A 26,749-nucleotide genomic window follows, 5' to 3' on the forward strand; every position below is an offset into this window, starting at 1 on the left:
GGGTACATCTTATCGACTCAACCCTGACTATTGCGTCCTCGAAGGGTCTCTATCAGGTTGAAAGCTCGTCCTCGCGGCCCGGGAGGCGCACATTCACCCGTCAGGACTCTCTTCTTCCCGAGGTCGACGGGAAAAGCCCGATGGTAAAGTCCTTCTACTACAAAAAGGATCGGCTGTGGCTCGTCCTTGGGAATCGAGTCTTTGTTGGTGAAGTCCAGGGCCAGAGTGTCACCAACTGGGATGAGATTGCTCCACTTCACTTCCCGAAGTCAGAATCCACCTCTCTTTTCGTAGACGACGCCGGCACGCTCTGGCTCGGTGACCAACTGCGCCTCTTCCGCTACGCAGCACAGGCAGAGGATGTCTCGGATTCCTCGAGCCCAGGCTTTGCGCCGCTGGTCCGGCAGCTCACCGCCCCGAAGGACAATCGTGTCCTGTATGGAGGCACGCCCCACCGCGAGTACACCGGGGCCCCGCTTCCGGTCCGGTACGGCGAGGACCTCAGGGTGCGGGTCGCCTCCCCGCAGTACAGCACCACGACCCCTCCGGAATACCGCTACAGGCTTCTGGGCCGAGACGGAGAGTGGAGCGACTGGTCCTCTACCCCGACCCGGCGCTTCAATGATTTTTGGGAGGGGACGTATCGCCTCCAGGTGCAGGCCCGCAACGAGCGCGGGCAACTGAGTAGCATCACGTCTTTCCCCCTCGAAATCGCGTCTCCCTGGTACCGGTCGATCTGGGCCTATCTGGCGTACGGCCTCGGATTCCTCGGGCTGGCCTACAGCGCTCGGCGGTTCTATATCGTCAAGGAAGAAAAGCGCCAGGCCCGCCGCCGGGTCCAGAAGTTGGAGCGAGAGCGCGTTGTCGCAGGGCGGCTCAAAAAGGCCAACGACCGGCTGCGGGAGGCCAATCGCCTTAAGGAAGACTTCCTTGCCACCACTTCGCATGAGCTGCGCACGCCGCTCACCAATATCCTCGGTTCCCTGGAGGTCCTCCGGGGCATGATGGAGGGCGAGGAGACCGAGTTCCTGGACATGATTGAGGAGAACGGGCAGCGGCTCAAGCGAACCCTGAATGCCCTTCTCGACCTGTCGATGCTGCGCTCCGGGGAGGAGGACGTGGAGCTCACGCCGACGCCGCTCGGCGAGTGCACAGAGCGTGTGGCGTCGGACCTCCGGGCGGACGCGGAAGAGAAGGGCCTCTCGTTCCGTGTCAACCTCTCGGATGCGTCCACGTGGGCCGAGCTCGACGAGCAGTACCTGGAACAGATCCTCCGGAACCTGATCAAGAACGCCATCAAGTACACCGAGGAAGGAGCCGTGGCGGTGTCGACGGGCACCGTCGATGATCGCGTCTACGTGGAGGTGGAAGACACAGGCATCGGCATTGACGAGGAGTTCTTGCCGGACCTCTTTGACGAGTTCAAACAGGAGTCACGGGGGCGCTCGCGCACGTATGAAGGGAACGGCCTCGGCCTCGCCATCTCGGCGCGCTTGGCGGACCAGATGGACGGCACCATCCGGGTCGAGACAGAAAAAAACAAGGGCAGCCGGTTCCGGGTGGAGTTTCCGCGCTCGTCGGAACCGGTGGATGCCAGGGGGGAAGAGTGAGGGGCAGGATGGACCACACCCCGCGGAGCAACGCGGGCCGTCGGTGCCGATGGGCGCTCCAGAAATCGTCGCAGTCGCTTTACACGTCTAGGCGGCATTGAGGCCGAATGCATGGGGCTCTGGGCGACTCAGGAGAAACAATTTTGTGCACTTAGGGTGGACTTCTAAACCTATATTATCTCACTCTCTGCATCCACCCCCAATGGCCTCTTCTGTGGGACGTCCTGCGCGACTGTTTGCCGGAATTGGGCTCGTGCTGGTGGGGCTGCTGGCCGGCGTCCTCGTGATGATGCTGTCGGAGGAAGAGTCGGACACGGCTCAGGTGGCCCGCATCGTAGAGCGTGTAGAAACGGCAGAAGAGGCCGGCACGACCCGAACGGCCTCGGCTCCGCGCGACTGGCAGACGGATGGGCCGCCGCCCGCCGCACTCAACCGGCTCTTCCGCGACGTTGCTCGGGGCGTGACCGAAGGGGTGGTGTCAATCCGGGTTGCGTCCGGCGCGGATGGAGAGGGGGAGAACCCGCTCGGGCAGCCGGCACAGAATCTCGGGAGCGGGGTGGTGATCAGTCCGGAGGGCTATATCGTCACGAACGGTCACGTGGTGGAGGGAGCGGAGCGCATCCAGGTCCGACTGACCGACAAACGCCAGTTTGAGGCCCGGGTGGTGGGCACGGACGCGTCCACCGACCTTGCGGTCATCAAGGTGGACGGGGAGGACTTTCCGGTGGTGCCGTTTGGCGACTCGGATCAGGTGCAGGTGGGTGACTGGGTGGTGGCGGTCGGCAATCCCCTCCAGCTCACCTCGACCGTCACGGCCGGCATCGTAAGCGCGCTGGGCCGCCAGCTTCGGATTATTGAGGACCAGTTCCGAATCGAGAACTTCATTCAGACCGACGCGGCCATCAACCCGGGCAATTCGGGCGGGGCCCTCGTCAACCTGGAGGGGGAACTCGTCGGCATCAACACCGCCATCGCCAGTCGGAGCCGGCGCACGGAGGGCTACGGCTTCGCGATTCCCTCGGCCCTTGTGGAGCGAGTGATCACCGACCTCATCGCGTACGGGGAGGTGCGGCGCGGGTACATGGGGGTTAGCATTCTTCCGGTGGACGCGGATCGGGCGGAGGAAATCGGCCTGCGCGACATCCGGGGGGTGTATCTTGAAGAGGTGCAGTCGGGCAGTGCGGCCGACCGGGCCGGCCTGGAGGGGGGCGACGTGGTAACCGCCATCATGGGAGAGCCGGTGAATGCGCCCAATGACCTTCAGAGCCTGATTGCCCGCCAGCGCCCGGGCGATACAGTTGACGTGGAGGTGTGGCGGGAGGGCACGGCACGCACGTTCGGCGTGGAGCTGATGGGCGAAGACACGCCGGTGTATCAGGAGTGGTTGAGCGACCTCCAGTCGGGGGCCTCCCCGGACGCGGATCCGCCGGCGTACCAGCCCCCCGACGATGGGGAGGAAGATGCGAGCGTGACCGAGGTGGACGGGTGGGACATAGGACTGCGTCCGCTGTCGGACACGGAGGCCTCCGCCTTCGACGCGGACGCCGGTGCGTACGTGGCGTACGTGGAGAGCGGGGGACGAGCGGCGGCCGCCGGCCTACCTCGCAATGTTGTGATGACCCACCTCGATGAGACCCGCATCGAGTCGCCCGCCGATGTCGTCCAGCATCTGTCGGAGGCCACCGGGACGGTGTTAGTGGAGGTGCAGCGCCGCGACGGCACGCCGGCCTTCTACGAAATTGAGTAGCGATCTTGGAGCGCCCTTCTCCAGAAGGGCGTGTTCTTGTCCTGTCCCCTATTTCTATTCCGATGTTCAACGACCACAGTATGCTCCGATACCTGACCGCCGGTGAGTCGCACGGCGAGGCCATTATTGGCGTCCTCGAAGGCGCTCCGGCCCAGTTGCCGCTTACGCCCGACGATATCAACGAGCACCTCGCCCGGCGCTGGCTCGGCTACGGGCGTGGGGGGCGGTCGAAAATTGAGAACGATAAGGTGTACATCTATTCGGGTGTGCGCTTTGGCGAGACGCTCGGAAGTCCCATCTCCTTCCGCATCGACAACGGGGCCTATGAGAAGGACAAGGCCGGCTGGCCCGAGAAAATGGCGATCGAGGGCGAGCCGCCGGAGGACATGGAGAAGGTGACGATGCCCCGTCCCGGCCACGCCGACTTGGCGGGCAAGCAAAAGTACGAGCACGATGACATGCGACCTGTAATCGACCGGTCGAGCGCCCGCGAGACGGCCATGCGGGTGGCCTGCTGCTCGGTGGCGCGGCGCCTGCTGAACGAGTTTGGCATTGAGGTGGGCAGCCACGTGGTGCGCATCGGGGATGTAGGGTTCGACGAGCCCGAAGAATGGGCCGATCGGCGCAATGCGCTTGTCGAAGAGGGCGGCGGGGCAAGTGCCCTCTACGAGACGGCCGACGAGAGCGCCACGCGAATGATCGACGACGACATGACGGAGCGCTGCGTGGAGCACATCGACCAGACGAAGAAGGATCGCGATTCACTCGGGGGGGTCTACGAGGTGGTCGTCACGGGCGTGCCGCCCGGCCTCGGGTCGTACGTGCACTGGGACCGCCGGCTCGACGGCCAGCTCGTGCAGGCCATCTGCTCGATTCAGGCCCAGAAGGCCGCCGAGGTTGGCGACGGCTTCTTCAACGCCCACCGTCCCGGCTCGCAGGTGCACGACCCCATCGAGCCCCGAGAGAACGGCGACCAGGCCTATCCGCGCCGCACTAATCACGCGGGCGGTACCGAGGGGGGCACGACGACTGGCATGCCACTCGTCGTGCGGGGCTACATGAAGCCGATTCCTACCCTCATCAAGCCGCTCGACTCGGTTGACACGGCGACGGGCGAGCCCGAGCCCACCCGTTACGAGCGGAGCGACATCACGAGCGTGCCGGCCGCGTCCACCGTGGCCGAGGCCACCGTGGCCTACACCGTTGCCAACGCGTTCCTCCGGAAGTACGGGGGCGACTCCGTGCCCGCCATTCGGCGCCACGTTGAGGCCGACCGCGAAGCCCCAAACGAATAGCACGGTGCCCTGAACGGCCCGTCTGCGCTGGCGAGGCCGAACACCGAATCACATGAGTGAGTAGAGGATATTCCACCAAAATGTCGACACTTTGAGATAAGGTCGCCCATGCCTCCTGATTCTCTGTCCGACGTGGAGAAGTGCTCCACAGGCCCCCTTGTTGAGCGACCCGACGCGCTGAAAGAATTCGTGGAAGCCACGCCGGCCCCGGTCGCCATGCTCGATGACGACTGGCGCATCATCACGCACAGCCGGGCGTGGTTGGAGGTTTTTCAGAACGAGGGAGACGAAACCCGCAACCCTATTGCCCTCGACCGAATTGAGACCAGCGGCCACGCAGCGCCCGCCCGCGAGGCCCTCCCTGCCCCGACGGATCAGCGGACGTTCTTCGAGGTGTTTGCCGACCCCGATGACGAGTGGCGGTCTGCGTTTTTGCGCAGCCTTGAGGAGAAGAGCAGCCAGCGTGGCCACGAACAACGGCTCTCCCAGCCAGACGGGCCCACGTACCGGATGGACTGGGAGGTGCGACCATGGCAGACCAAGAACGGCTCGGAGCGGGGCGTACTCCTCTCCGTTATTGATCGGACGGAGGAGCGGCACGCCAAGGGCCTGCGGCGCCAGGTGGATCACCGCTTCGACAAGCTCGTCGGCACGATCAGTGAGGGGGTGCTCCTCATGGACGACAACGGGGTGTTTCGGGACGGAAACGAGGCCGCCCAGAACATTCTTGGCCGGCCCCTTGACGAAATCATCGGCAGCCGGTTCGACGACGACATCTGGAACGGGCTGCGGGAGGACGGCAGCCCGCTCCCCAACGTCGAGTTTCCGTTCTGGCGGGCCTACGTCGAGCGGGAGCCGGTGCAGGAGGAGGTGATGGGCGTGTATCCCCCCGACGCGCCACCGCGATGGATCCGGGTGAACGCCCAGCCGCTGTTCCGAAGCGGCCAGGAGGCCCCGTACGCCGTGCTCGTCTCGTTCGACGACATCACCGACGAACGGCTCAAGGAAGAGGCGCTGCAAACTTCTCGCGACCTCCTGTCGAGCGTCCTCAGCAGCTCGCTTGACGGGATCATTGTCTTCTCGGCGATCCGGAACGCGGGCGACACCATCGCCGACTTCGAATGTGTGCTGGTCAACCCTCAGGCGGAGAAGCTCTTCGAGAGCACGGCCGAGGACATTGTCGGCATGCGACTGCGAGAAGACATGCCCCAGCAGGAAGACAAGGGGCTGTTCGACGCGTACCGCGAGGTCGTCGAGACCGGCGAGCCGGCCGAGATGGAAGTCCACTACGACGCCGATGGGCAGGATGTCTGGTTTCAGGTGATGGCCGTCAAGGTGGAAAACGGTGTGGCCGTCACCTACCGCGACATCACCGACCGGAAGGAGGCCGAACGCCAAATCCGCGAGCAGGCCCAACTTCTCGACAAGGCCCGCGACGCAATCCTGGCCCACGACCTAGACGGCCGGATCGTCTACTGGAACAAAAGTGCCGAGCGCCTCACCGGCTGGTCGAAGGACGAGGTTCTGGGCGCGCACGCCCACGACTGCCTCTATGCCCCCAACGAGGAGGACAAGCTTCAGCAGTGCCACGAGACGATGATGGCGGAGGGGGAATGGACCGGGGAGCTCCACATGCGCACGGACGACGACGAGGAGCGCATCGTCGAGAGCCGATGGTCGCTTGTGCGCGACAACACCGGAGAGCCGAAGCACGTGCTCGTCATCAACACCGACATCACTGAGCGGAAGCGTCTGGAGTCGCAGTTCCTGCGGTCCCAGCGCATGGAGAGCCTCGGGCGGCTCGTGGGCGGGATTGCGCACGACCTGGGCAACCTGCTGGTGCCCATTACCCTCGGGGTGAAGGTGCTCAAACGCCGCGTGGGCGACACCGACGACAAGGTAGACCAGACGCTCTCGATGATTCAGAAGAGCGCTGATCGCGGCTCCGATATGGTCGAGCAGGTGCTGGCCTTTGCTCGCGGCGTGGAGGGGGAGCGGGTGGCCCTCCAGCCGGAATTGATTGTGGAGGAGGTGGAGGAAATGACGGAGGAGACCTTCCCGGAGGACGTGGAGGTGCGTACCCGAACGGACGCAGACCTGTGCCCGGTCGTGGGAGACGCGACGCAGATCCAGCAGGTGCTCATGAACCTGTGCGTCAATGCGCGGGACGCCATGCCCGACGGCGGTACGCTCACCGTTGACGCCCGCAACATCGACTTCACCGAGCGAGAGGCCCGTCGCAACATCGAGGCGGAACCGGGCGACTACGTTCGCATTGCGGTGCACGACACCGGCACTGGCATGCCCGACGACGTGGCCGACAAGATCTTCGAGCCCTTCTTCACGACGAAGGAGGAGGGCGAGGGCACCGGGCTGGGGCTGTCCACGGCCTACAGCATCATCCAGAGTCACGACGGGTTCATGGACGTGGAGAGTGAAGAGGGAGAGGGCACGACCTTCTGGATTTATCTGCCCGCCGCCGACGAGGATGTGACCGTAGAGACCGCGTCTACGACCAATGGGGAGGCGGAGCACGAGCGTCCATCGTTCGACGGGGAGGGAACGCAGGTGCTGGTGGTGGACGACGAGGAGTTCGTGCTGGAGTCGGCGCAGCAGACGCTGGAGGTGGCCGGGTACGAGGTCCAGACGGCCCTCGACGCGGCGGCGGCCCTACGGGTCATGCAGAAAGAGGCCATCGACCTCGTCATCACTGATCTCCGCATGCCGGAGATGAGCGGACTGGATCTGATTCGGCGGCTCCAGGAGCAGCACCCGGACTTGCCGATCGTGGCCGCCAGCGGGGTGGCCGACGGGCGTACCGAAGAGGCCCTTGAGGCCGGGGCGCAGACCTTCCTCGCCAAGCCTTTCACCGCGGAGAAGCTCGAAGCAGCCCTGCAGGAGGCCCTCCAGACCTCCGAGGAAGCCGCGGCGCGATAGGAATAGCGTCCGGGCACCAACCTGATGAGGAGGGAACGACTACGATTCGAACCTTCTGGTCGACCGACGCAGGACTGGGGGAACGCCAAGGAAAGAGCACAGAGGACGTGGTGCAGACCTCCCGACTCCCCAACACCATCTCAACGGGCGCACAGTGCTCGAGAACACCGACCGTCCCTCGATTCTATCCACCAGGAGCGCTTCCGCTGAGGGGGGGCGTCCGGAAATCCTGAACAGGGCGTCTAGATGATCCCAAGTCACCCATCCACTGGTTTTGCCTCGGGGCTGCGGCGTGCCCTGAAGAAGGGCATTGTCACCAGTATCCTCGTGGTGGGGGGACTCCTGCTCTTGTGTGCCCGAGGCTGGGCACAGCCTGCCTCCTGCACCGCGGCGATCGACAACGCGACCGTCGTCATCCCGGATACCGTATCGGTCGTAGGGGAAGGGGCCCCCTTCTTCCGCCCCGACTCCGTTGCCGTCCTCACGCCGGCCGACACGTGTGTTGGGGCCGCGCGGTGGCGAAAAGCGGGGCGCACGACGATGGCCGTGGCGGGACGCGGGCCCTTCGAAGAGGCCGGGTTGAGTGACGAGGGGGCGTTTCGCTTCCGTCTCTATGGCGCGCAGGGGGAGCAGCACCGAGACGGAACGGCAACGTTCGTGGCCTGCAGGCGGGTCGCGGAGGGGCTCAGGGCCTTTTGCCGCGACGACGGACGCTACCAGGACGATGCGATTTACATTTTGCGCACGCTGCGCCTTGTGCCCCCATCTCCGAATGAGGGGGCCCGCGTGCAAACCCTTCGGCTTCGGGCCCCGGCGCCGAATCCCGTACGGGGCCCGGTGCGCATCCGCTTCGCGACGCCCGAGCGACAAACGGCCAGCCTGAGGCTATACGACATGCTGGGGCGGGTCGTCCGCACCTTCGGAGGCGGAAGGGTGAAGGGCCGTCAGGAGGTGCGCGCCGACCTCTCGGGGCTGGCCAGCGGCGCCTACTTCTTGCGGCTGCGGTCCGAGGGGGACACCCGGACTCGTCGGATTACCGTCGTGCGGTAATCGCATGTCTGTCTTCGTCGTGCCGGGCCCTGGGCGCCCTCATCGACGCCCGCTGACGCCGTCGCTGGGCCGCGTGGACCGCCCGGAGCGCCGACATCTGCACGAAAACCCACACGTAACCAAACTGTGGTGATGGGGAGCGAACCCCCGTCGCCAGAGGACCGTTTTGCTCTCCCGTTTTTCTATTGCTCCGTCGATCCAAACGCATGAGTTGGCTCACCCGCCTTGCCCACCGCGACGACGCCACCCTGAACACACGCACCGAGCCGGCCCCGGCCGGCCCCGACGCGCCCCACGCCGTTGTCGTCGGCGCCGGGATGGGCGGACTTGCCTCTGCCGTCCGGCTGCGGGCGCGCGGCTTTCGCGTGACGCTCCTCGACCGCCTCGACCAACCTGGTGGTCGGGCGCGCGTGTTCGAACAAGACGGCTTCACGTTCGACGCCGGGCCCACCGTCATCACCGCGCCGTTTCTGTTCGAGGAGCTCTGGTCCCTCTGCGGACGTGACCTCGAGGACGACGTGGAGCTCGTGCCCGTCGACCCCTTCTACCGCATTCGCTTCAACGACGGGACGGCTTTCAACTACACGGGCGACACGGAGGAAATGGTGGAGGAAATTCGCCGCTTCGCGCCGGAGGACGTGGACGGATACCGTCGCTTCCTGGAAAAGAGCGAAGAAATCTTTGAGGTTGGCTTCGAGGAACTCGGGCATGTGCCGTTCGACAACATCTCGGACATGCTCCGCATCGTGCCGGCGATGATGAAGTTGCAGAGCCACCGCACGGTGCACAGCCTCGTCTCCAAGTACATCTCTCATCCCAAGATCCGGAAGGTGCTGTCCTTCCACCCGCTGCTGGTGGGCGGGAATCCGTTCAGCACGACGTCCATCTACACGCTTATTGCTCATCTGGAGCGCAAGTGGGGCGTGTGGTACGCCATGGGAGGCACCGGCTCGCTCGTGCAGGGCCTGTCGGATCTCCTCGCGGACCTCGACGTCACGCAGCGCTATGGTGCGGAGGTCGATCAGATCCTCGTGGAGAACGAGACGGCGAGTGGGGTGCGCCTCTCCTCGGGCGAGGAAATTCCCGCCGACCTCGTGGTGTCCAACGCCGACGTGGGCTGGACCTACCGTCATCTCGTGGCGTCCGAGCACCGCGACACGTGGACGGACAGCAAGGTGGAAGACATGGACTACTCCATGAGCCTGTTCGTCTGGTACTTCGGGACAGACCGCACCTACGAGGATGTAGAGCACCACTCCATCCTGCTGGGGCCGCGGTACAAGGGCCTGCTCGACGATATCTTCGACCACAAGGAGTTGGCCGACGACTTTAGTCTCTACCTGCACCGCCCCACGAAGACAGATCCGTCGATGGCGCCCGACGGCCACGACGCGTTCTATGTCCTTTCGCCGGTGCCGCACCTGGAAAGCGGGGTGGACTGGCGCCAGCAGGCCGAGCCCTACCGGCAGGCCGTGGAGGAGTACCTGGCCGACACGGTGCTGCCGGACCTTGGGGACCATCTCGTCACGAGTCGCATGCTCACGCCCCGTGAGTTTAAGACGGACTACAAGTCGCTCAAGGGCGCGGCGTTTAGCATGGAGCCGAAACTCACGCAGAGTGCCTGGTTCCGGCCCCACAACCAAAGCGAAGACGTGGAGCACCTCTACTTCGCCGGGGCTGGTACCCATCCTGGGGCCGGCCTGCCGGGTGTGCTCTCATCGGCCCGTGTGCTGGATACGATCGTGCCGGATCCCGACGCGTTCGACGTGTCCGTCCCGCAGAACGGAGCTGGAGCACGCGCGGAGGCGGTCGCGTAACAGGGTCCCATGTCCCGCTCCGACGACGCATCGCCGCCCGACTACTACGCGCGGCTTGGCGTGCAGCCCTCGGCCTCGGCCGACGAGATACGTGCAGCCTACCGCGAAAAGGCGCACGAAACGCATCCGGACCACAACCCAGATGACCCGAAGGCCGCCGAGCGGTTTCAGACGGTCAGAGAGGCGTACCAAGTGTTGCGCGATCCGGATCGCCGCGAATCCTACGATCGCGCCCGAAGGTCCCCGCAGGTGCCGGAAGTGCTCCGGATCACCCAGCAGGCCCCGGCGGGCTGTGGCGGGTACCTCTGGCGGGTCTTCGCGGGCCTCGCCGCGGTCGGCGTCTTCTTCGTGCTCGAAGCCCTGGGCGTATGGGCGGCCGACGTATGGACCCTCTCGCTGGCCGTGGGGGGCGGGGCGCTCGTGGCGGGCCTCATTACGGCCCTCGTCGCACGCCGCTTTCCGGACGAGGCCACGGACGTCTCGTTTCGCCTCGATGCCCAGCATCTTCAGATGCGGGCCGACGGACGGACCGTACTCCGCGTGGGATGGGACCGCGTAGACCGGGTGGAAGTCCGGGACGGGGGACAGATGGTGATGCGGGTGGCCCCGGCGGCCGCACAGGGGTTGCGCCCGGTGCCGCCGGTCCTGATGGCCGTCGACGACCGTAGCGACGGCGCGCTGCTTCGATTTGATCTTTCGGAGACCGACGTCCCACAGCACGTCCTTGCCTCATTTCTTCGGGCCACCGACCCGATTCCGGCGTCGCCGGCGGACAAATAGACTGGTTCTGAGAGCGCCCGGGGCGCGCCGGGGGTGGACAAACTCAGAGGCAGCCCGTATCCTTCGGGTAGATCTCGTCGTGCTCCGTTCCATCGTCGCCGCCCGGTCCGATGGCGCATCCGTCCGTTCCGTCCGACAAAACGAAAGGCCAAATCGAGGCCGCGGTTACCGAGGCCATCACGCAGTTTGAGCGGGACTATTTAGGCCGGGGGCCGAAGCAGGCGAAATCCTTTGTCGTCGAGAACCTGGTCATCGTCAAGCTGCAGGGCATTCTGAGCCCGGCGGAGCGCCAGTTGAGTCACGAGAACGGAGGGGTGGAGCTCATCAAGAAGATGCGCACGCGACTGATTGAGAGCTCCAGCGAGGATCTATCCGACCTCGTGGCGGACGAGACGGGGATCGACGTCGTCAGCATGCACACCGACATCAGCGCCCGGACCGGCGAGCGCGTCTTTGTCTTTAGCCTCGACGCGGACCTGGAAACCGCCCTGCAAAACCGATAAGAACCCCCCGTAAAGTTTCGGTGAGAGTGGGGAGGAGCCCTTGTTCCGTTCACAGACGGGGCATATGTTTGCGTTTGGCTGATGAAACGGAGCGCCCATGGGGCGGGCCGGCTCTTCAGCCTCCTTATTCTGCTCCGGCACGCAAGCCGCGCACACGCTCGACCCGGGCGGGTGCAACGACTGTAGGCCGACATTCAGCGCTCTGGTAGCGCTGCGTGTCGGTCTTTTTTGTTTGTGGGGCGCCTTCGGGCCCAGGTGCACGGAGCAGTCGCCAAACGACATTGTGCGCATTGACCCTCGACACTGGATGTCCCGATCCACCTCCTCGGCTCTGCCGCTCGTGTGTACGCGTCTCGCGTGGGGCCTCTTTGCCCTCAGCCTTAGCCTGCTCGTCTGGGCCCCGGATCCGGAGTGGGCCGGTGACGCCTTCCTACGGGCCGATGGCCTCACCCGAGTGATGGCGCTCGTGACGACGTTTGTGAGTGGCATCGTGCACAGCTTTTCGCGCCGGTACATGGCGGGGGCGAAGCGCCTGGACGCCTTCTATATCCGCCTCTTCGGGCTCACGCTGATCGTGCTGGTGTTGACGGCGGCCAACCACCTCGTTTTGTTTGCGGGGGCGTGGGCGGCGATGGGCTGGGTGCTGGCCGATCTGATTGGACACGTCCGGGGCTGGCCGCAGGCGCGGGCGGCCTCGCGGTACGCCCGGCAGCATTTCCTCGGGGGCAGCGCCCTGCTGGCGGGCGCGCTCGGGCTGCTGGGGGGGAGCGCGGGAGCGTGGACCATTAGCGGCGTACTGGCGGCCACGGGGACGCTCCCGACGCTCGTCGTGGCGGGGGCTGCCGGCCTGCTGCTCCTCGCCGCGATGGTGCAGTCGGCCCTGGTGCCGTTTCACCGGTGGCTGCTCTCGTCGATGACGGCCCCGACTCCGGTCTCCGGGTTCATGCACGCGGGCCTCGTGAACGCGGGTGGGGTGCTCCTTGCGCGGTTTGCGCCCGTCGTGTTCGAGCTGCCCGCCGTGATGTGGGCCATCGTTCTTGTGGGGGGCGTCAGTGCGCTGCTGGGGCAGGCCTGGATGCTCGTGCAGACCGACGTGAAGCGGCAACTAGGCTCCTCTACGGTGGCCCAGATGGGGTTCATGGTGCTGCAGTGCGGGCTGGGCTTCGTGCCCGCCGCCATTGCCCACCTGATCCTGCACGGGTTCTACAAGGCCTATCTCTTCCTCGCGGCCGGGTCGGCGGTGGAGCACACCACGCCGGAGCGCCCCGAGGCCCCGAGCACGGGGGTGACTGGGGGGCTCGTCACGGCGGCCACGGCAGTCGGAGGGGGCGCCCTGTTTGCCGTGCTTACGGGCAAGTCGCTGACTGCCCTCAACAGTGGGACCGTGCTCGTGCTCTTCGTGGTGCTGGCGGTTCTGCACGCCACCCGCACGCTCGTGCGGCGCACATCGCTCCCCCGATCTGTGCGCACCTGGCTCATCCCAGTCGTCCTGTTGCCCACCCTGGTGCTGTATGCTGGTGTCTACAAGGGTGTGGGGGCGCTCTTTTCGGACGTGCCCTCGGCCGTAACCCCCACCGGCCTCACGCCGCTGCACGGAGCGCTCCTGGCGGTCTTCGGGGTGGCTTACATCGCCATGGAGCGCGGGTGGCACCGGGCCAGCACGCGCCTCTACGTGACGCTTCGCAATACGGCCCAGCCCCTCTCGACTACGCTTCTCAACAACCGCGACCAGTACAATGCCCATTGACCGATCGGTGGTGCGGGCCCGCATCGAGAACGCCGCCGAATACGTGGGGCCGCTCTGGCCCCTGAAGACCTTCAACGCGGCCAATCCGCTCCTGGGCTTTGAGGACCAGCCGTTCGACCGGGCGGTCCAGAAGGCCGGGCAGCTCTTCGGGGGGCGGGGCTACCCGGGCCCGAAGGCGTTTCGTCAGGCGTGGGAGAACGGCGAGATTGACGCCGACGTGTTGACACGCCACCTCGCCGAGCATGGCATCACGGAGCGCCCCGAGGTCCTGTTGGACAGGATGGACGCCGACGCTGAGAACCGCGATGTGGCGCCTGCCGACCAGCCGCTCGACCGCGTGCTGACGAAGTGGCTCGCGGCCTTTCTGGATCAGGGGCAGGCCGCCTGGTCCATGCCGAACCGGGAGGACGGCTTCTACGCAGCATGGCGGACGGTGGCCCCCTACGACGGGAACATCCCCGGCGTCGACCGCCCCTCGGACCTGCCCGGCACCGTGGTCGAGGCGTTCGAGTCGGTCCTGGAGAGCTACCCGGAGGCGCGCTGGGAGCCGATTTTCGTGCACCACCTGACGGCACTGCCGGGGTGGACGGGCTTCATCAAGTGGCGGTCGCGGCGTGCCGACACGGCGTGGCAGGCCGCCCACCCCATCACACTTGCCGAGTACCTGGCGGTGCGCCTTGCCCTCGCTGACCGGATGGGGGCGGCCATCGCGCCGGACCGGACCGACGAGCTGCCGACGAACGGCACCGACCGGCCCGTCCTGCCCCGCATCTGGCTGCGGGCCTGGGAGGAGAGCTACCGCACACGCCTGCTGGACGACCTGCGGCAGACGCAACAGACGCAGTCGTCGGCGTCGGACGCGGGGCGCCCGGACGCCCAGCTGGTGTTCTGCATCGACACGCGGTCGGAGGTCATCCGGCGCCACATCGAGCAGCAGGGCTCGTACGAGACCCATGGCTACGCGGGCTTCTTCGGGGTCCCCATGCAGCATCAGCCCTACGGCACGGAGGAGCGGGTGAAGTCCTGCCCGCCGATCGTGGACCCGAAGCACCGGATTGTGGAGCGGCCCGCCGAGCAGCATCGAGGCCAGGCCGACCGGTACGACTGGTGGACCCGATTGGGGAAGGCGGGGACCACGCTCCTGAAGACGCTCAAGAAAAACGTCGCGGCAGTGTTTGGCTTCGTAGAGGGGAGTGGGGGCGTCTTCGGGGCGGCAATGGCGGCGCGGACCCTTGCCCCGTCTGGGCTGTCCCGCCTGGCCCAATCCCTGAACGACTGGCTGCCGGGCCCGGAGTCGTTCTGCGAGCCGACCGTGGACCGAACCTCTGTCATCGACGCGGACACGGAGGACGGCCTGCCCGTGGGACTCTCCGACGAGGCGAAGGTGCTCTACGCCGAGGCCGCCTTCCGCCTCATGGGCTGGACGGACACCTTTGCGCCGGTCGTCGTGTTCACCGGGCACGGCAGCCAAACCCCCAACAACCCGTACAAGGCCAGCCTCGACTGCGGGGCATGCGCCGGCAATCCGGGCGGGCCCAACGCCCGCGTGCTGGCCGCAATCTGCAACGAGGACGCCGTGCAGGAGGCCCTGCGGGAGCGCGGCATCGACATTCCGGACGACACTGTTTTTCTCGCCGGACAGCACAACACGACGACCGACGAGATTGCCCTTTTCGTGGACGCGGACGATCCGCCCGTCGCCCCCGAGGTGCTCGATCGCCTGCGGGGCGACCTGCGCGCGGCCCAGGCCGACGCGGCCACCGAGCGGGTCCGCACCCTGAACACGACCGTCGACGAGGGGCGCCCGGCGGCGGCCGTGCGGGAGACGGAGCGCCGAGCGGCCGACTGGGCAGAAACGCGGCCGGAGTGGGGGCTGGCCGGCAACGCCGCCTTCATCGTGGGCCCCCGCGAGCTGACCCGCGGGATCGACCTCGACGGGCGGTGCTTCCTGCACTCCTACGACTGGGCGACGGACGACGACGGCACGGCCCTGGAGAACATCATGACCGGCCCGCTGGTGGTGGGGGAGTGGATTAACACGCAGTACTACTTTTCCACGATTGACAACGCCGCCTACGGCAGTGGGTCGAAGGTGACCCAGAACGTGGTGGGCAAGTTGGGCGTGGTGCAGGGCAATGGGGGAGACCTCATGAGCGGCCTGCCCCTGCAATCGTTAAAGGCCGACGACGAGCATGTCTACCACCGGCCGCTCCGCCTCATGGCCCTCATCCAGGCGCCCACGGACCGCGTCGAGGCCATCCTCGACCGCCACGCCGCCCTGGCCCACCTCTTCGACCACGAGTGGATGCACCTCACGGTCATGGACCCGGAGCAGGACGACGCGTTCGTGCGCTACCAGCCCGGTGGGGAATGGCACGTACAACCCGCCCCCGACGCGTCAACAGTAACGAAGGCGCCGGCATCCGCCGGGGGGCGTCCTGAGGCGAGAGGACCCACATCGCACCCTGAGTCGAATTGAGACCGTACATTTCCATGAGCGACGACACGAACCACGAGGACACGCAGCACACGCTGCACCCGCTCAAAAAAATCGAGATCATCGTGCGGGGCGAGAAAGAGCCCTTCGTGAAAGACCTCCTCGATGAGTCGACGGTGAGCGGGTACACGATCCACCACAACGTGACCGGTCGCGGCGAGCACGGCTTCCACGAAGGCCGCCTGCTCTTCAACGACCGGGACGGCCTGGTCATGTTCTTTGCCGTCGGCCAGGAGGAGGCCATCCAGACCATCGTGGACGGCCTCACGCCCCTCTTCGAGAAGAGCTCGGGCGTGATGTTCGTCTCCGATACCCAGGTCGTCCGGCTCGATAAATTCCAGCAGGAGGACTGAGCGTGTCCGGACTGGACACGGGAGGGACAACTTTTGACCGATCTTCGCTCGCCGCCCCTTGATGCAGGGCGACCTATGGGGTACTCTTTCCTTGTAATTTAGAACTGTTATAAATTAGGAAAGCTCCTCGCCGGCGGTTTGCCGGACGCATTGAGTCCATGCCACCAACCTGTTCGTTCCGCCATGACGTCCCTTCGTGTTCTGCTGTCGCTCGTTGTTGTTGGTCTCCTGATGCAGGCATCCCCCGCCCAGGCCCAGGAGCAGGTCTTTGGTGAGGAGGTGCTTGGTCCCGGGGTGAAGATCACCTTCCTTGTCGCGCCGGCCGGGGACGTGGAGCCGGCGGCCCAAAACCTGTCGGAGTCGCGCTCGGACCTGCACCTGGAGGTGCTGTCGGGCTGGACCGAGGAGGCGAGCGAGGAGGTGGGGGCGCCTGCGGGCGGCTTTGTGCCGTACCTCCGCCTCTTCGCGACCGTCACGAACGAGGAAACAGGAGAGGTCAAGAAGTCAACGCTCGTGCCTCACGTCAACCAGACGGACAACTTCCACTATGCCCGCAACATTGCGCTCCCCGGCGCCCCCGACGACCCCTACACGGTGGTCTTTGAGGTGCACCCTCCGCAGGCGCTTGAGCTGGCCACCCACAGCGACTGGCGCACAGCCTACGGCAACCAGCTCTTCGCGCCCGCCACGGTAACGTACAACAATCTCCAACTCGGAGAGATTGCGCGGGCAACGCGATAGGTCGGTGGGCGTTCGAAAAAAGTGATGCATTGAGAGAAACCCGCCGTCCCTCTGCGCCCACGCACAGCCCCACGCCGTAGACGAGAGATGCCGAACCCGCCCCGCCTCGCCCTCGAAACGAGCCTCTACGCCGACGACCTGGCGGCCGCCGAGCAGTTCTACGGCGATGTGCTGGGGCTGGACGTGATGCTCCGCACGGAGGGCAATCACATCACCTTCCGGTGCGGCCCGGGCGTGGTCCACGTCTTTGACCCGGCCGCCAGCCGGACCCAAGACTCGCTGCCGGCCCACGGCGCCGAGGGCCCTGTGCACGTCGCCTTCGGCGTGCCGACCGACCAGTTGGCCACGTGGCGACGCCACTTCAACCGGCACGACGTAGCGGTGGAGGACACGACGCAGTGGGGCGACGGGCAGCGGTCCATCTACGTCCGCGACCCGGCCGAAAACAGTGTGGAGCTGGTGAGCAGCACGCTCTGGAGCACCACCGCCCGGGCGGAGCGCTTGCGACGGGTCCGGCCCGTGCTCGACCTCGATACCGCCGAGTCGCGGCCGGTCGAGCAGTTCCAGAATGAGACGCTACGCCCCATCCTGAAGCTGCTGAACCCGACCATCCTGCGCCTCGTCGCCGAGCGGCTGGCGCGCTACGGCGTCGGCTTCGGGGCGATGGACCAGGTTGACCAGCGCGACCGCCTCCGCAACCTGATGAAGGAGGACGGCCGCCTCAAGCGGACTCTTCTGGGCATGGTGGTGGGGCACCTCACACAGGACGAACTGGAAACCTACCTCGCGCACAAGGACGAGGTCCGCCGGCGCACCGTGCCAATGCTCCTGGCCCGTGCACAGGATCAGATCGACACGATTGTCAAGTTAATTGAGGAGATTTCAGCGTAGCGTGCAGCCTGTGTACCTCCGAGAGCACTGCTAGGGAGAGATCGCTAAGATCCGCATTCCAACATGGATAGCGATCAAGAGTGCCTCCACTGGCGCCGCGTGGGGGAGTTCGGGATTGGGGGCACCGCCGTCGTTGCTCTTGTCCTTAGCTTGTTGGGGCGCACCCTGTGGGGAGCGGGGGGAAGTCTTATGTTCTGGACGGGAGACATCCACGGCCCACTCAATTCCCAATGCCTCGCCGACCCGTTTACGCTCGTCCACTTCACACACGGCCTCGTGCTTTTCTTAAGCCTCTCGTGGGCAGCCCAGAAGAGATCGCCCACGACGCGCTTCGGTGCGGCTTATGCCCTCGAAGCGATTTGGGAAATCGCCGAGAACACCACGTTCGCGATCGAGGCGTTCCGCCGGCAGGGGATGCAGCAGGGCTATTATGGCGATAGCATCCTCAACGCCGTGGGAGACCTTGTCACCGCTGGAATCGGGGTAGGAGTGGCGACGATACTGGCGGCCCGTACTTCGTGGAAGGTAGTCGTGGGGCTCATCGCCATGCTGGAGGTGTTGGCGTGGCTCTGGATTCGGGAGGGAGTGTTCTTGATTCTAGGCCGGCTGCTCTTGACCGTCGGAAAACGGGTGGGCGGATAACACGCCATCCTCCGGAAATGAATGCCCCGAGAGGCTTTTTACCGCGCGGAGAGTGTGTCCGGCGCGATGGAACCGGCAAGTTGGGCGTCGATGCGAATCGTGTCGCCGACGGTAAAGCCCATGAAGCCGGGCCGCTCGACGTCGAACCGGGACAGGGAGACGTCAAACTCAGCCCGGGCCCGCACCGTGTCGCCGGTCACCTCCACCGACACTGTGTCGCTCAGCGGATGGGTGCGGCCGTGAAAGGTGAGCTCCCCCGAAACGGACCACCCGCCCCGATAGCCTGAGGCGCCGCGGCCCCAGGTCACCGGCGAGAAGTCCGTGCCCCGAAAGGTGACGAACGGGTACTCGTCCGCCTCGGTGACGTCGCGCATGCCGCTGTCCCGCCGGCCGTTGCCACTGTCGAAGGTGGCTACGGGGATGCGGATAACGGCGCGGCTGCTGTCGGGACGGCTGGGCCGCAGGATGAACTCCCCTCCGACGCTTCGGCTCGTGCCCCGCCAGCTGTGCAGGGGGGCCGTGCCGGTGTAGTGAACGACGCTCGCGGTCGAGTCGACGCTCGCGGCGACCTGCTGGGCGTGGGCCGGGGTGTCGTTCGGGCAGACCAGGAGGCCGGCCAGCATTGAGAGCACAACAGGGACGCGCATTGTGGAGGGCATGGTTACGGAAGACCTATGGGGATAGTCTGGAGATCCATTCACGAGGGGGGCTAGGAGCCGGTCCAGAAAAATGAAGGATGCAGGAAGGCATAACTCGGTTTTTACCTCGGCGGCCGGCCGCCATGCCCATCCAATGAGCGCGCTTCTTGTGTTGAACGATGCGCTCGGCGCCGCTGCAACAGAGGAGAGTGTTGGCGGGAGAGATGGGGGAAGTGGTCAATTCAGAACCCATCGCCACCCATGAAGTGTACTCCCATGCTGACCTGGGTCTTTTCTCAGCCTGGTGGCCCACACAGCAGGGGAACGTACTTCAAGAGTTTCCCATGTGCAGAACGCGTCTTGGTTGCCTTCCATAAAAATCGAACGACATCGGTAGCCCCCGATGCTGTGCATGCAACTCTTCTACGACCCGTCTCAATTCTATGAGCGACGAGACTCACCGAAACGCCGACAACTACGAGACTGTCTTCCGGACCGTCAGTGGGCTTGATGGCAAGAGCATGATCCACGAACATGAAATTCAGAAGGTCACCTCCTCAAAGGTCTACGTGCATCAGAAGCCCCAAAGTGGGGATGTGATGGGATTTTATAAGACCCGGCAAGGGGGGAGGTACGTACTGAATCGCCGAGAACTGGAGGAGGACGGGCGGTACCGTACGGAGTACGGAGCCACGCAGACCTCCTTTTACCTGGAACGCTCGGACGTGCAGGAGGAGGTCGAAACGCCCGGCCCGGAGAAGAGCGAAGAGAAGGATGAGGAAGAAGAGCGCCGCTCGTCGGAGCCGGAGCTGCGCCCCGTCCCCGTAGACACGCTGGAGGGCACGGCCGTGGACTATTTCGAACAGATTGCCTCGGACCTCAACAACCGCTATGACGGGGAGCTGTCCCACAGGCTCCTTTTCGAAACGTCGCTACGGCAGTCGCTGATGGATTTCCATATGCACGGCAAGGACAGCCCCCTCATGCAACAACTCGACTCCATCTCGATGGCCAGGAACGCCGCACCGGCGGATCCGGACCTGCGGTCGCTCCCAGTGGACCGGATGCATGCCGATCTGGTCCGGTACCTGAACAAGGCCATCGCTGCTCTGGATGCCCGTTACGAGAAAGGATTCCCGAAGCGACGCCTCATCGAGGTGGCGCTCCGGCAGGTGTTCACCGACTTGCGGATGTATCAGCAGGAATCCGTTATGATTCGGTGGCTCGACGCGCTTCTGTTGGAGTAAGGGCCCCTTACCGGCTGGAGGAGGCATCCGTGCTAGACCACGGCGCCTTCCGTTTCGGATGAGGGAATGTCCGAACGCCCCGGCCCGATCGTGCAGAATTGACCCTCCATGGTGTCCTCCGTACTTGACCTCCTCCCCCGCCTCCGTCCCCGAGCCGGCCAATTTCCCGAAGAAGCGCGGTCACAAGTACAGGGGCACCGCCTGTTGAGCCTGCTCGGCGCGGGCCTCGTGATGGGCTTCGCCTCGCTCTACGCCGTCGCCTCGCCCAGCGCCGTCGATCTGCTGTGGGCGCGCGTGGGGATTGCCGGGGTATGCTTGCACTCTTCGCCCTGTCGTATCGCTCCGTCCGCGTCCGGGACGCCTACGATGCCGTGCGTGTGAGACGTGGTGTACGTCATCGCGGAATGGTTTGCTGTTATTGCCGCGCTCAACCAATTTTCTGGGGAGCACGCCGTGGGGCTATTGCTCGTTTACGCAGTGCTGACCGGGACCGTCGACGTGGAGACAGAGCCGGAAGCGGGGACGTGCGTGACGGTGGTCCTTCCGAGAACGGAGACAGCGAACGGAACGCCTTCGTCGGAGAGGGGGTAGCCCGGGTCTGAGGATCATCCCAGGCACACGTCTGTGGATTTTCTCCGGAGCTGGGCACGTTCGCATCTGGAATACTGGCGCCGCAGTGTCCGTTCCGGCGTGTCGCGTGCTTCTGAACCCCCAGGGTCCCGCCGTGGACATCCCGCCTCCCGAACGCGTCTCGCTCGACGTCAAGATGCAGCGGCTCAACATCGAGTGGGCCGACGGGCACGCCTCCGTCTTCCCGCTCGATGGGCTGCGCCAGGCCTGTCCGTGTGCCGAGTGCGAGGGGCAGAAGGTGGAGCGGATTCCCAAGCCGGGCTTCTTTCAGATTTTCCGCCAGACCAACCGATGGAAGCACGTCGACATTGAGAAGGCGGGAAGCGTGGGGCTGCGGATCACCTGGGACGACGGCCACAGCGGCGGCATCTACCGGTGGGACCGGCTCCGCGAACTGCAGCCGGCGGAGTGATGCGGGCGTGCTTCACCCCAGCACGCCGAAGCCGAAGCGGGCGAACGGCCAGAGATAGTACACGAGAGCCCCGACGACCAGTGCCGGGATGGTCGTGTAGATGGTCGCGATGAGCGCCGCCTTCATGTCGATGGCCATGAGCGGAAACAGTGCGTCTCCGTCTTGGCTGATGGCGTTGGCCGCCAGTGCGGAAAACGGAATCACCTCCTCCACGGCGTAGAGCTGGGCAAAAATGATCTGAGGGGTGCAGCCGGGCACGAGCCCGAGGGCCGCCCCCGCCGCCGGCGCGAACACGCCGGCCGTCGTGGACAGGGCCTTGAGGTCGAGGGCAAAGATGCCCATGGTGTATTCGTAGAGGAGATAGCCCGCGAGCACCCACACCGTGACCATGGACGTCTCCATGGCGGCGTGCTGGAACGTCTCGTACGCGCTCCCGAAGCGGCTGCGGATGCGGCCGCCCCCCGCGTCGTCCATGTAGTGCCGACCGACGAAGTAAAGGTAGAACGAGAGCACCGTGCCCGTGACCCCGGCGACGGTGAAAAGCCCGAAGAAGGTCGGGGCGACCTCGACGGCCACCTCCGGGGCCCCCCGGACCAGGTACATCACGCCCGCTACGAGCCCCGCGAGTGCTACCCCCCACCAGAGTAGATGCACGGCGTGGCTGATGGTGGTCAGTACGCCGGCCGACCCATCTGCAGTAGGAGCGGTGTCGGATGCCGGGGCGTTGGACGGGGAGGGGCAGGAGGTATCTGTGCCGGCGGGAGAGGCCCCGACGGTAGAGGAAGTGCCGTCGAGGCGGCCCGGACCGGACGAGGCAATCGCCGCCGACGAGTTGGTGTCACCGGGGCGGGTCTCCTGCGAGGGGGCGGTCGCTACGCTGCGCCCGCCAGCGGCCACGCTGGAGGTAGCGACGTCCCCCGGGCGCAGCGCAGCCGCAACGTGCTCGACGGCCTCGTCGATGCGGCGGACGCCCAGTCCCCAGTGGTCGATGGCGTACCCGAACGCCACGCTCGCAGTGAAGGCCAACCCGTAGGCGTAGACCCCCGCCCCGGGCGCAATGGCGAGAATCACGAAGGCCGAGTCCCCGGCGGTGGCGCCGAGGGTCGCCACGACGGACCCGAAGCTGATGGTGCCGCGGATGTAGAGCGGCATCGCTACGATGGCCCCCCCACAGCCTGGGGTCAGGCCCAGCAGCGCCCCGGCGATGGGCTGCATGCGCCGATGATTTCGGAGAAAGGTGACGATGCGGCCGCTGGTCCGGTACTGAAGGTAGCTGAACAACAGCACGGTAACCGCGACGAACGCGCTCACCTGCACAAATCCGTCCCGAATCGAGACGATCAGGATGTCGAGGGCGTCTGAGGGGGCCATGAGGCGGTCGGAGGCAAATGGGTCGGCGGCACACACCGCGGTTCGTGTGCGAGTGAGTCGGCTCCGAGTTGTCGGAGACAACATGATTATTTAGCCGTGGCTAAATCGTTCCGCGTGTCCTTCGGCAGGCGCCGAGGTCGCCGTCGCGCCGCGGCTGGCCCCCGCTCACGTGAGGGTCCATTACGGTGATCTACGCCTCCACCACGACCTTCTGCGCGACCGGCCGGCCAATGAGCTGTTCGGCCCCGTCGACCGCCACGACGAGCAGGCCGTCGAGCGGGCGTACGTCGGTGACCTCGACGGTGGCGCCGGGGAGGAGGCCGCGCTGTTCGAGCAGGTCCAGCAGCTCGCCGTCCTCGTCGGCGACGTGGTCGATGGAGGCGGCGTCGCCCTCCGGAAGATCGGCGAGCGACCGGGTGGGAAGGGCGTCCACGGAGCCGTCCCGGGCCGGGATGGGATGCCCGTGGGGATCGCGCTTGGGGTGGTCCAGCATTTCCTCAATGCGGTCCTCGAACCGTTCGGAGATGTGGTGCTCCAGGGTTTCGGCCTCCTCGTGGATCTCGTCCCACGAAAAGCCCATGACCTCCTTCAGGTAGAGTTCGAGCAGGCGGTGGTGGCGAAGCACCTCCAGTGCCACGGTGTGCCCCGGGTCGGTAAGCGTGGCCCCCTCGTAGGCCTCGTACGTCAAGAAATCGAGGTCGTCGAGACGCTTGATCATGTTCGACGCCGAGGCCGACGACACGTCCATCGCCTCCGCGAGGGCACCGGTCGATACGGGAGATCCGTCTTTGTCCTCGAGCTTGTAGAGTGCTTTGAGATAGTCCTCGATGGAGGGGCTCCGCATGGGAGGATCGGTATCGACACAGGGACAGAAACGTAGAAGAAGATACGCTCGGAGAGAAGAGATGTTACCGGAGAATTGGGCGTCAGAAATCGACAGGAGTGGATCCGACGGTGCTCTCCCAAATTCAATGAAATACCCGAAAGACGTCCGGCATCCCTCGCCCCAGCCCCCTACGTTGCCTAATATAATTGTGGCATACCCCGCCACGGGCAACGGCTCGACCGCAGCGCTGCGGCGTGGCGACTGCCCGGCCATGCGCGTTTGCTGATTCACGTGTTTGCACTCCACTATGCCCGACGACGCCCCGTCCCTGGCTTCGATGAGCAAAGCCTACGACCCGTCCGACATCGAAGACAAGTGGTACGACTACTGGGAGGACCGTGGCTTCTTTGAGGCCGACGCCGACGGCGACGCCGAGTCGCACGTCATCATGATGCCGCCGCCCAATGTCACCGGGCGGCTCCACATCGGCCACGCGCTGCAGGACTCCATCCAGGACGCCCTCACGCGCATCCACCGCATGAAGGGCGACGAGACCCTGTGGATGCCGGGCCTCGACCACGCGGGCATCGCCACGCAGAACGCCGTGGAGAAGGATCTCCGTGAGGAGGAGGGCAAGACGCGCCACGACCTCGGCCGCGAGGCGTTCGTGGAGCGGGTGCGGGCCTGGAAGGAGGAGTACGGCGACCTCATTCTGGATCAGAAGCGCACGCTCGGCGACTCGTGCGACTGGGGCCGCCAGCGCTTCACGATGGACGAGGGCTTCACGCGGGCCGTGCAGGAGGTCTTCGTGGAGCTCCACGAAGAGGGGCTCATCTACCGCGGCGACTACCTGGTCAACTGGGACCCCGAGAACGAAACGGCCCTCTCCGACGAGGAGGTCGAGAATGAAGAGCGGGAGGGCCACCTGTGGTCCATCCAGTACCCGCTTGCGGACGCGGAGGACGAGTCCCTGACGATCGCTACGACCCGCCCCGAGACGATGCTCGGCGACACGGCCATTGCCGTGCACCCCGACGACGAGCGCTACGAAGACCTCGTGGGCGAGACGGCGCTCCTGCCGCTCCTGGGGCGCGAGATTCCCATCATCGCCGACGACCGGATTGACAGCGACTTCGGCACGGGGGCGCTCAAGGTTACCCCGGCCCACGACGAGACCGACTTCGAGATCGGCGAGGACCACGACCTCGACAAGATTACCATCATGAGCCCGACGGGGGCCATCAACGAGAACGGCGGGCCCTACGAAGGCATGGATCGGTTCGACGCCCGCGACCAGATCGTCGAGGACCTGGAGGACGAGGGGCTGCTGGTGGAGGTGGAGGACTACATGATGAACGTCCCTCTGTCCGAGCGCTCCGAGGCGGTGATCGAGCCGCTCATCTCGCGGCAGTGGTTCGTGGAGATGGAGCCCCTGGCCGAGCCGGCCATCGAGGCGGTGCGCGAGGGCGAGATCGAGTTCTTCCCCGACCGCTGGGCGAACGAATACTTCCGCTGGATGGAAAACATCCGCGACTGGTGCATCAGCCGGCAGCTCTGGTGGGGCCACCGCATTCCGGTCTGGTACTACACCGATGCGAACGGCGAGCCGGACCCCGAGCAGGGCTACGTGGTGAGCATTGACCAGCCGGAGGCGGGCATGGTGCAGGAGACCGACGTGCTCGACACCTGGTTCTCCTCCTGGCTCTGGCCCTTCGCCACGCTCGGCTGGCCGGAGGACACCGATGCCCTGGAGAAGTTCTACCCGACCGACGTCCTCGTCAGCGGCTACGACATTCTCTTCTTCTGGATTGCCCGCATGATCATGGCGGGGTACGAGTTTACCGGCCAGCCGCCGTTCAAGAACGTCTTCATCACCGGCATGGTGAAGGACGAGCAGGGGCGCTGGATGTCGAAGAGCCTCGGCAACGGCATCGACCCGCTGGAGATGGTGGACCAGTACGGGGCCGACGCCACCCGCTTTACCCTCACGCTGCTCTGCGCGCAGGGGCAGGACATCAAGCTCGCCCCCTCGAAGTTCGAGATGGGCCGCAACTTCGCCAACAAGATCTGGAACGCGTTCAACGTGTTCGGGCAGTTCATGGACCGGGACGACGCCGGCGTGCCCACCCGCGACTACCAGCGCGAGCGCTCCTTCGAGGAGCTGGAGCTGGTGGAACAGTGGATGCTGCACCGCCTCAACACGGCCATTCAGGACGTGGAGGACTCGCTCGACCGCTACCGCCTCAATGAGATCGCCGAGCGCATCTACGACGTGTTCTGGCGCGACTACTGCGACTGGTACCTGGAGCTGATCAAGCCGCCGTACGGGGAGGAGATGCAGGCGGACAAGATTGCCCTGGCGGCCGAAATCTACGAGACACTGCTCGCGCTCCTGCACCCGCTGATGCCGTTCATCACCGAGGAGCTGTGGTGGAAGGTGCGGCCGCGCGGGGAGGGGGAGGCCTGCATCGCTGCGGACTGGCCGGCGGCCGACGCCGCGCAGATGGACGCGGACGCCGCCGAGACGTTCGAGCTTATCCAGGAGATGATCTCCGGGGTGCGCGGCATCAAGAGCGACTACGGCGTGGGGCTGGGGCAGGAGATCGAGGCGACAGTGAGTGTGCCCGTCGGCGACGAGGCGCGTGCGGACGCCGTGCGGCAGTACGCCGACTACTTCGACAAGCTGGCGAGCGTGACGGACCTGACGGTGGAGGTCGGGGCCGAGAAGCCCACGGCGAGCGCCTCGGTCGTCGTGGGGCGGTGCGAGGTGTTCGTGCCGCTGGCCGGCATGATCGACCTGGAGCAGGAGCGCGAGCGGCTCCGGGGCGAGATTGCGGAGAAGGAGGACTTTCTGGAGGGCGTGGAGCAGAAGCTCAACAATCCCCAGTTCGTCAACAAGGCGCCGGACGAGGTCGTGGAGCGCGAGCGCCAGAAAAAGAAGGACGCTACCGCCGAGCTGGAGCGGCTGCAGGACAACCTCGCCGACCTGGAGGCTGTGTAGCAGTAAAATGATTG

General features: G+C 65.6%; 21 protein-coding genes. 18 read left to right on the forward strand and 3 right to left on the reverse strand.

Going from position 1 to position 26,749, the window contains the following annotated elements:
- The first annotated feature begins 140 nt into the window (after positions 1–140).
- From OJB03_RS06940 to OJB03_RS07005, 14 genes are all read left to right on the forward strand, one after another.
- The gene (locus tag OJB03_RS06940) at positions 141–1,610 is read left to right on the forward strand and encodes a sensor histidine kinase (protein ID WP_263786174.1); all 1,470 of its coding nucleotides are present in this window, start codon (positions 141–143) and stop codon (positions 1,608–1,610) included.
- A gap of 202 nt (positions 1,611–1,812) precedes the next feature.
- Entirely contained in the window at positions 1,813–3,357 is a 1,545-nt protein-coding gene (locus tag OJB03_RS06945; protein ID WP_263786175.1) for a trypsin-like peptidase domain-containing protein, read from the forward strand.
- Between the two features lie 80 nt (positions 3,358–3,437).
- On the forward strand, positions 3,438–4,652 hold the full coding sequence (aroC, locus tag OJB03_RS06950; protein WP_263786176.1) for a chorismate synthase: 1,215 nt from the start codon (positions 3,438–3,440) through the stop codon (positions 4,650–4,652).
- Positions 4,653–4,760: 108 nt separating this feature from the next.
- Entirely contained in the window at positions 4,761–7,589 is a 2,829-nt protein-coding gene (locus OJB03_RS06955; RefSeq protein WP_263786177.1) for a hybrid sensor histidine kinase/response regulator, read from the forward strand.
- 246 nt (positions 7,590–7,835) lie between these two features.
- A complete protein-coding gene (locus OJB03_RS06960; protein ID WP_263786178.1) occupies positions 7,836–8,639 on the forward strand; it encodes a T9SS type A sorting domain-containing protein in 804 nt (267 codons plus the stop codon).
- Between the two features lie 206 nt (positions 8,640–8,845).
- Entirely contained in the window at positions 8,846–10,456 is a 1,611-nt protein-coding gene (locus OJB03_RS06965; protein WP_263786179.1) for a phytoene desaturase, read from the forward strand.
- A gap of 9 nt (positions 10,457–10,465) precedes the next feature.
- Positions 10,466–11,236, forward strand: coding sequence for a J domain-containing protein (locus OJB03_RS06970; RefSeq protein WP_263786180.1), 771 nt, complete (start codon positions 10,466–10,468; stop codon positions 11,234–11,236).
- Between the two features lie 110 nt (positions 11,237–11,346).
- Entirely contained in the window at positions 11,347–11,739 is a 393-nt protein-coding gene (locus tag OJB03_RS06975; protein WP_263786181.1) for a Na-translocating system protein MpsC family protein, read from the forward strand.
- Between the two features lie 307 nt (positions 11,740–12,046).
- Positions 12,047–13,486 (forward strand): proton-conducting transporter transmembrane domain-containing protein, encoded by a 1,440-nt coding sequence (locus OJB03_RS06980; protein ID WP_263786182.1) that lies wholly within the window; start codon positions 12,047–12,049, stop codon positions 13,484–13,486.
- The gene (locus OJB03_RS06985) at positions 13,476–15,965 is read left to right on the forward strand and encodes a DUF2309 domain-containing protein (protein ID WP_263786183.1); all 2,490 of its coding nucleotides are present in this window, start codon (positions 13,476–13,478) and stop codon (positions 15,963–15,965) included. The genes OJB03_RS06980 and OJB03_RS06985 overlap by 11 nt, the downstream gene beginning before the upstream one ends.
- Before the next feature lie 14 nt (positions 15,966–15,979).
- Positions 15,980–16,336, forward strand: coding sequence for a P-II family nitrogen regulator (locus OJB03_RS06990; protein ID WP_263786184.1), 357 nt, complete (start codon positions 15,980–15,982; stop codon positions 16,334–16,336).
- 183 nt (positions 16,337–16,519) lie between these two features.
- The gene (locus tag OJB03_RS06995) at positions 16,520–17,077 is read left to right on the forward strand and encodes an iron transporter (RefSeq protein WP_263786185.1); all 558 of its coding nucleotides are present in this window, start codon (positions 16,520–16,522) and stop codon (positions 17,075–17,077) included.
- Between the two features lie 87 nt (positions 17,078–17,164).
- Positions 17,165–17,968 (forward strand): VOC family protein, encoded by an 804-nt coding sequence (locus OJB03_RS07000; protein ID WP_263786186.1) that lies wholly within the window; start codon positions 17,165–17,167, stop codon positions 17,966–17,968.
- A 63-nt stretch (positions 17,969–18,031) separates the two neighbouring features.
- Positions 18,032–18,610, forward strand: coding sequence for a DUF2585 domain-containing protein (locus OJB03_RS07005; RefSeq protein WP_263786187.1), 579 nt, complete (start codon positions 18,032–18,034; stop codon positions 18,608–18,610).
- A 38-nt stretch (positions 18,611–18,648) separates the two neighbouring features.
- On the opposite strand, the gene OJB03_RS07010 is transcribed toward OJB03_RS07005, so the two are convergent.
- A complete protein-coding gene (locus OJB03_RS07010; protein WP_263786188.1) occupies positions 18,649–19,257 on the reverse strand; it encodes a YceI family protein in 609 nt (202 codons plus the stop codon).
- Positions 19,258–19,691: 434 nt separating this feature from the next.
- On the opposite strand from OJB03_RS07010, the gene OJB03_RS07015 reads away from it, so the two are divergent.
- The 3 genes from OJB03_RS07015 (at position 19,692) to OJB03_RS07025 (ending at position 21,537) form a co-directional block, all read left to right on the forward strand.
- Complete coding sequence (locus OJB03_RS07015) at positions 19,692–20,495, forward strand: hypothetical protein (protein WP_263786189.1); 804 nt, start codon at positions 19,692–19,694, stop codon at positions 20,493–20,495.
- A 108-nt stretch (positions 20,496–20,603) separates the two neighbouring features.
- The gene (locus tag OJB03_RS07020) at positions 20,604–20,876 is read left to right on the forward strand and encodes a hypothetical protein (protein WP_263786190.1); all 273 of its coding nucleotides are present in this window, start codon (positions 20,604–20,606) and stop codon (positions 20,874–20,876) included.
- Between the two features lie 343 nt (positions 20,877–21,219).
- Positions 21,220–21,537 (forward strand): DUF971 domain-containing protein, encoded by a 318-nt coding sequence (locus OJB03_RS07025; protein WP_263786191.1) that lies wholly within the window; start codon positions 21,220–21,222, stop codon positions 21,535–21,537.
- Between the two features lie 12 nt (positions 21,538–21,549).
- Here the strand turns inward: OJB03_RS07025 and OJB03_RS07030 are convergent, their stop codons facing one another.
- Positions 21,550–22,908 carry a putative manganese transporter gene (locus tag OJB03_RS07030; protein WP_263786192.1) on the reverse strand — a complete coding sequence of 453 codons (1,359 nt, stop codon included), beginning with the start codon at positions 22,906–22,908 and terminating at the stop codon, positions 21,550–21,552.
- A gap of 190 nt (positions 22,909–23,098) precedes the next feature.
- On the reverse strand, positions 23,099–23,752 hold the full coding sequence (locus OJB03_RS07035) for a metal-dependent transcriptional regulator (protein WP_263786193.1): 654 nt from the start codon (positions 23,750–23,752) through the stop codon (positions 23,099–23,101).
- Positions 23,753–24,041: 289 nt separating this feature from the next.
- On the opposite strand from OJB03_RS07035, the gene OJB03_RS07040 reads away from it, so the two are divergent.
- The gene (locus OJB03_RS07040) at positions 24,042–26,735 is read left to right on the forward strand and encodes a valine--tRNA ligase (protein ID WP_263786194.1); all 2,694 of its coding nucleotides are present in this window, start codon (positions 24,042–24,044) and stop codon (positions 26,733–26,735) included.
- The last annotated feature ends 14 nt before the right edge of the window (positions 26,736–26,749 follow it).

It is taken from the genome of Salinibacter grassmerensis (genome assembly GCF_947077765.1).
In the GTDB taxonomy this organism is placed as follows: domain Bacteria; phylum Bacteroidota; class Rhodothermia; order Rhodothermales; family Salinibacteraceae; genus Salinibacter; species Salinibacter grassmerensis.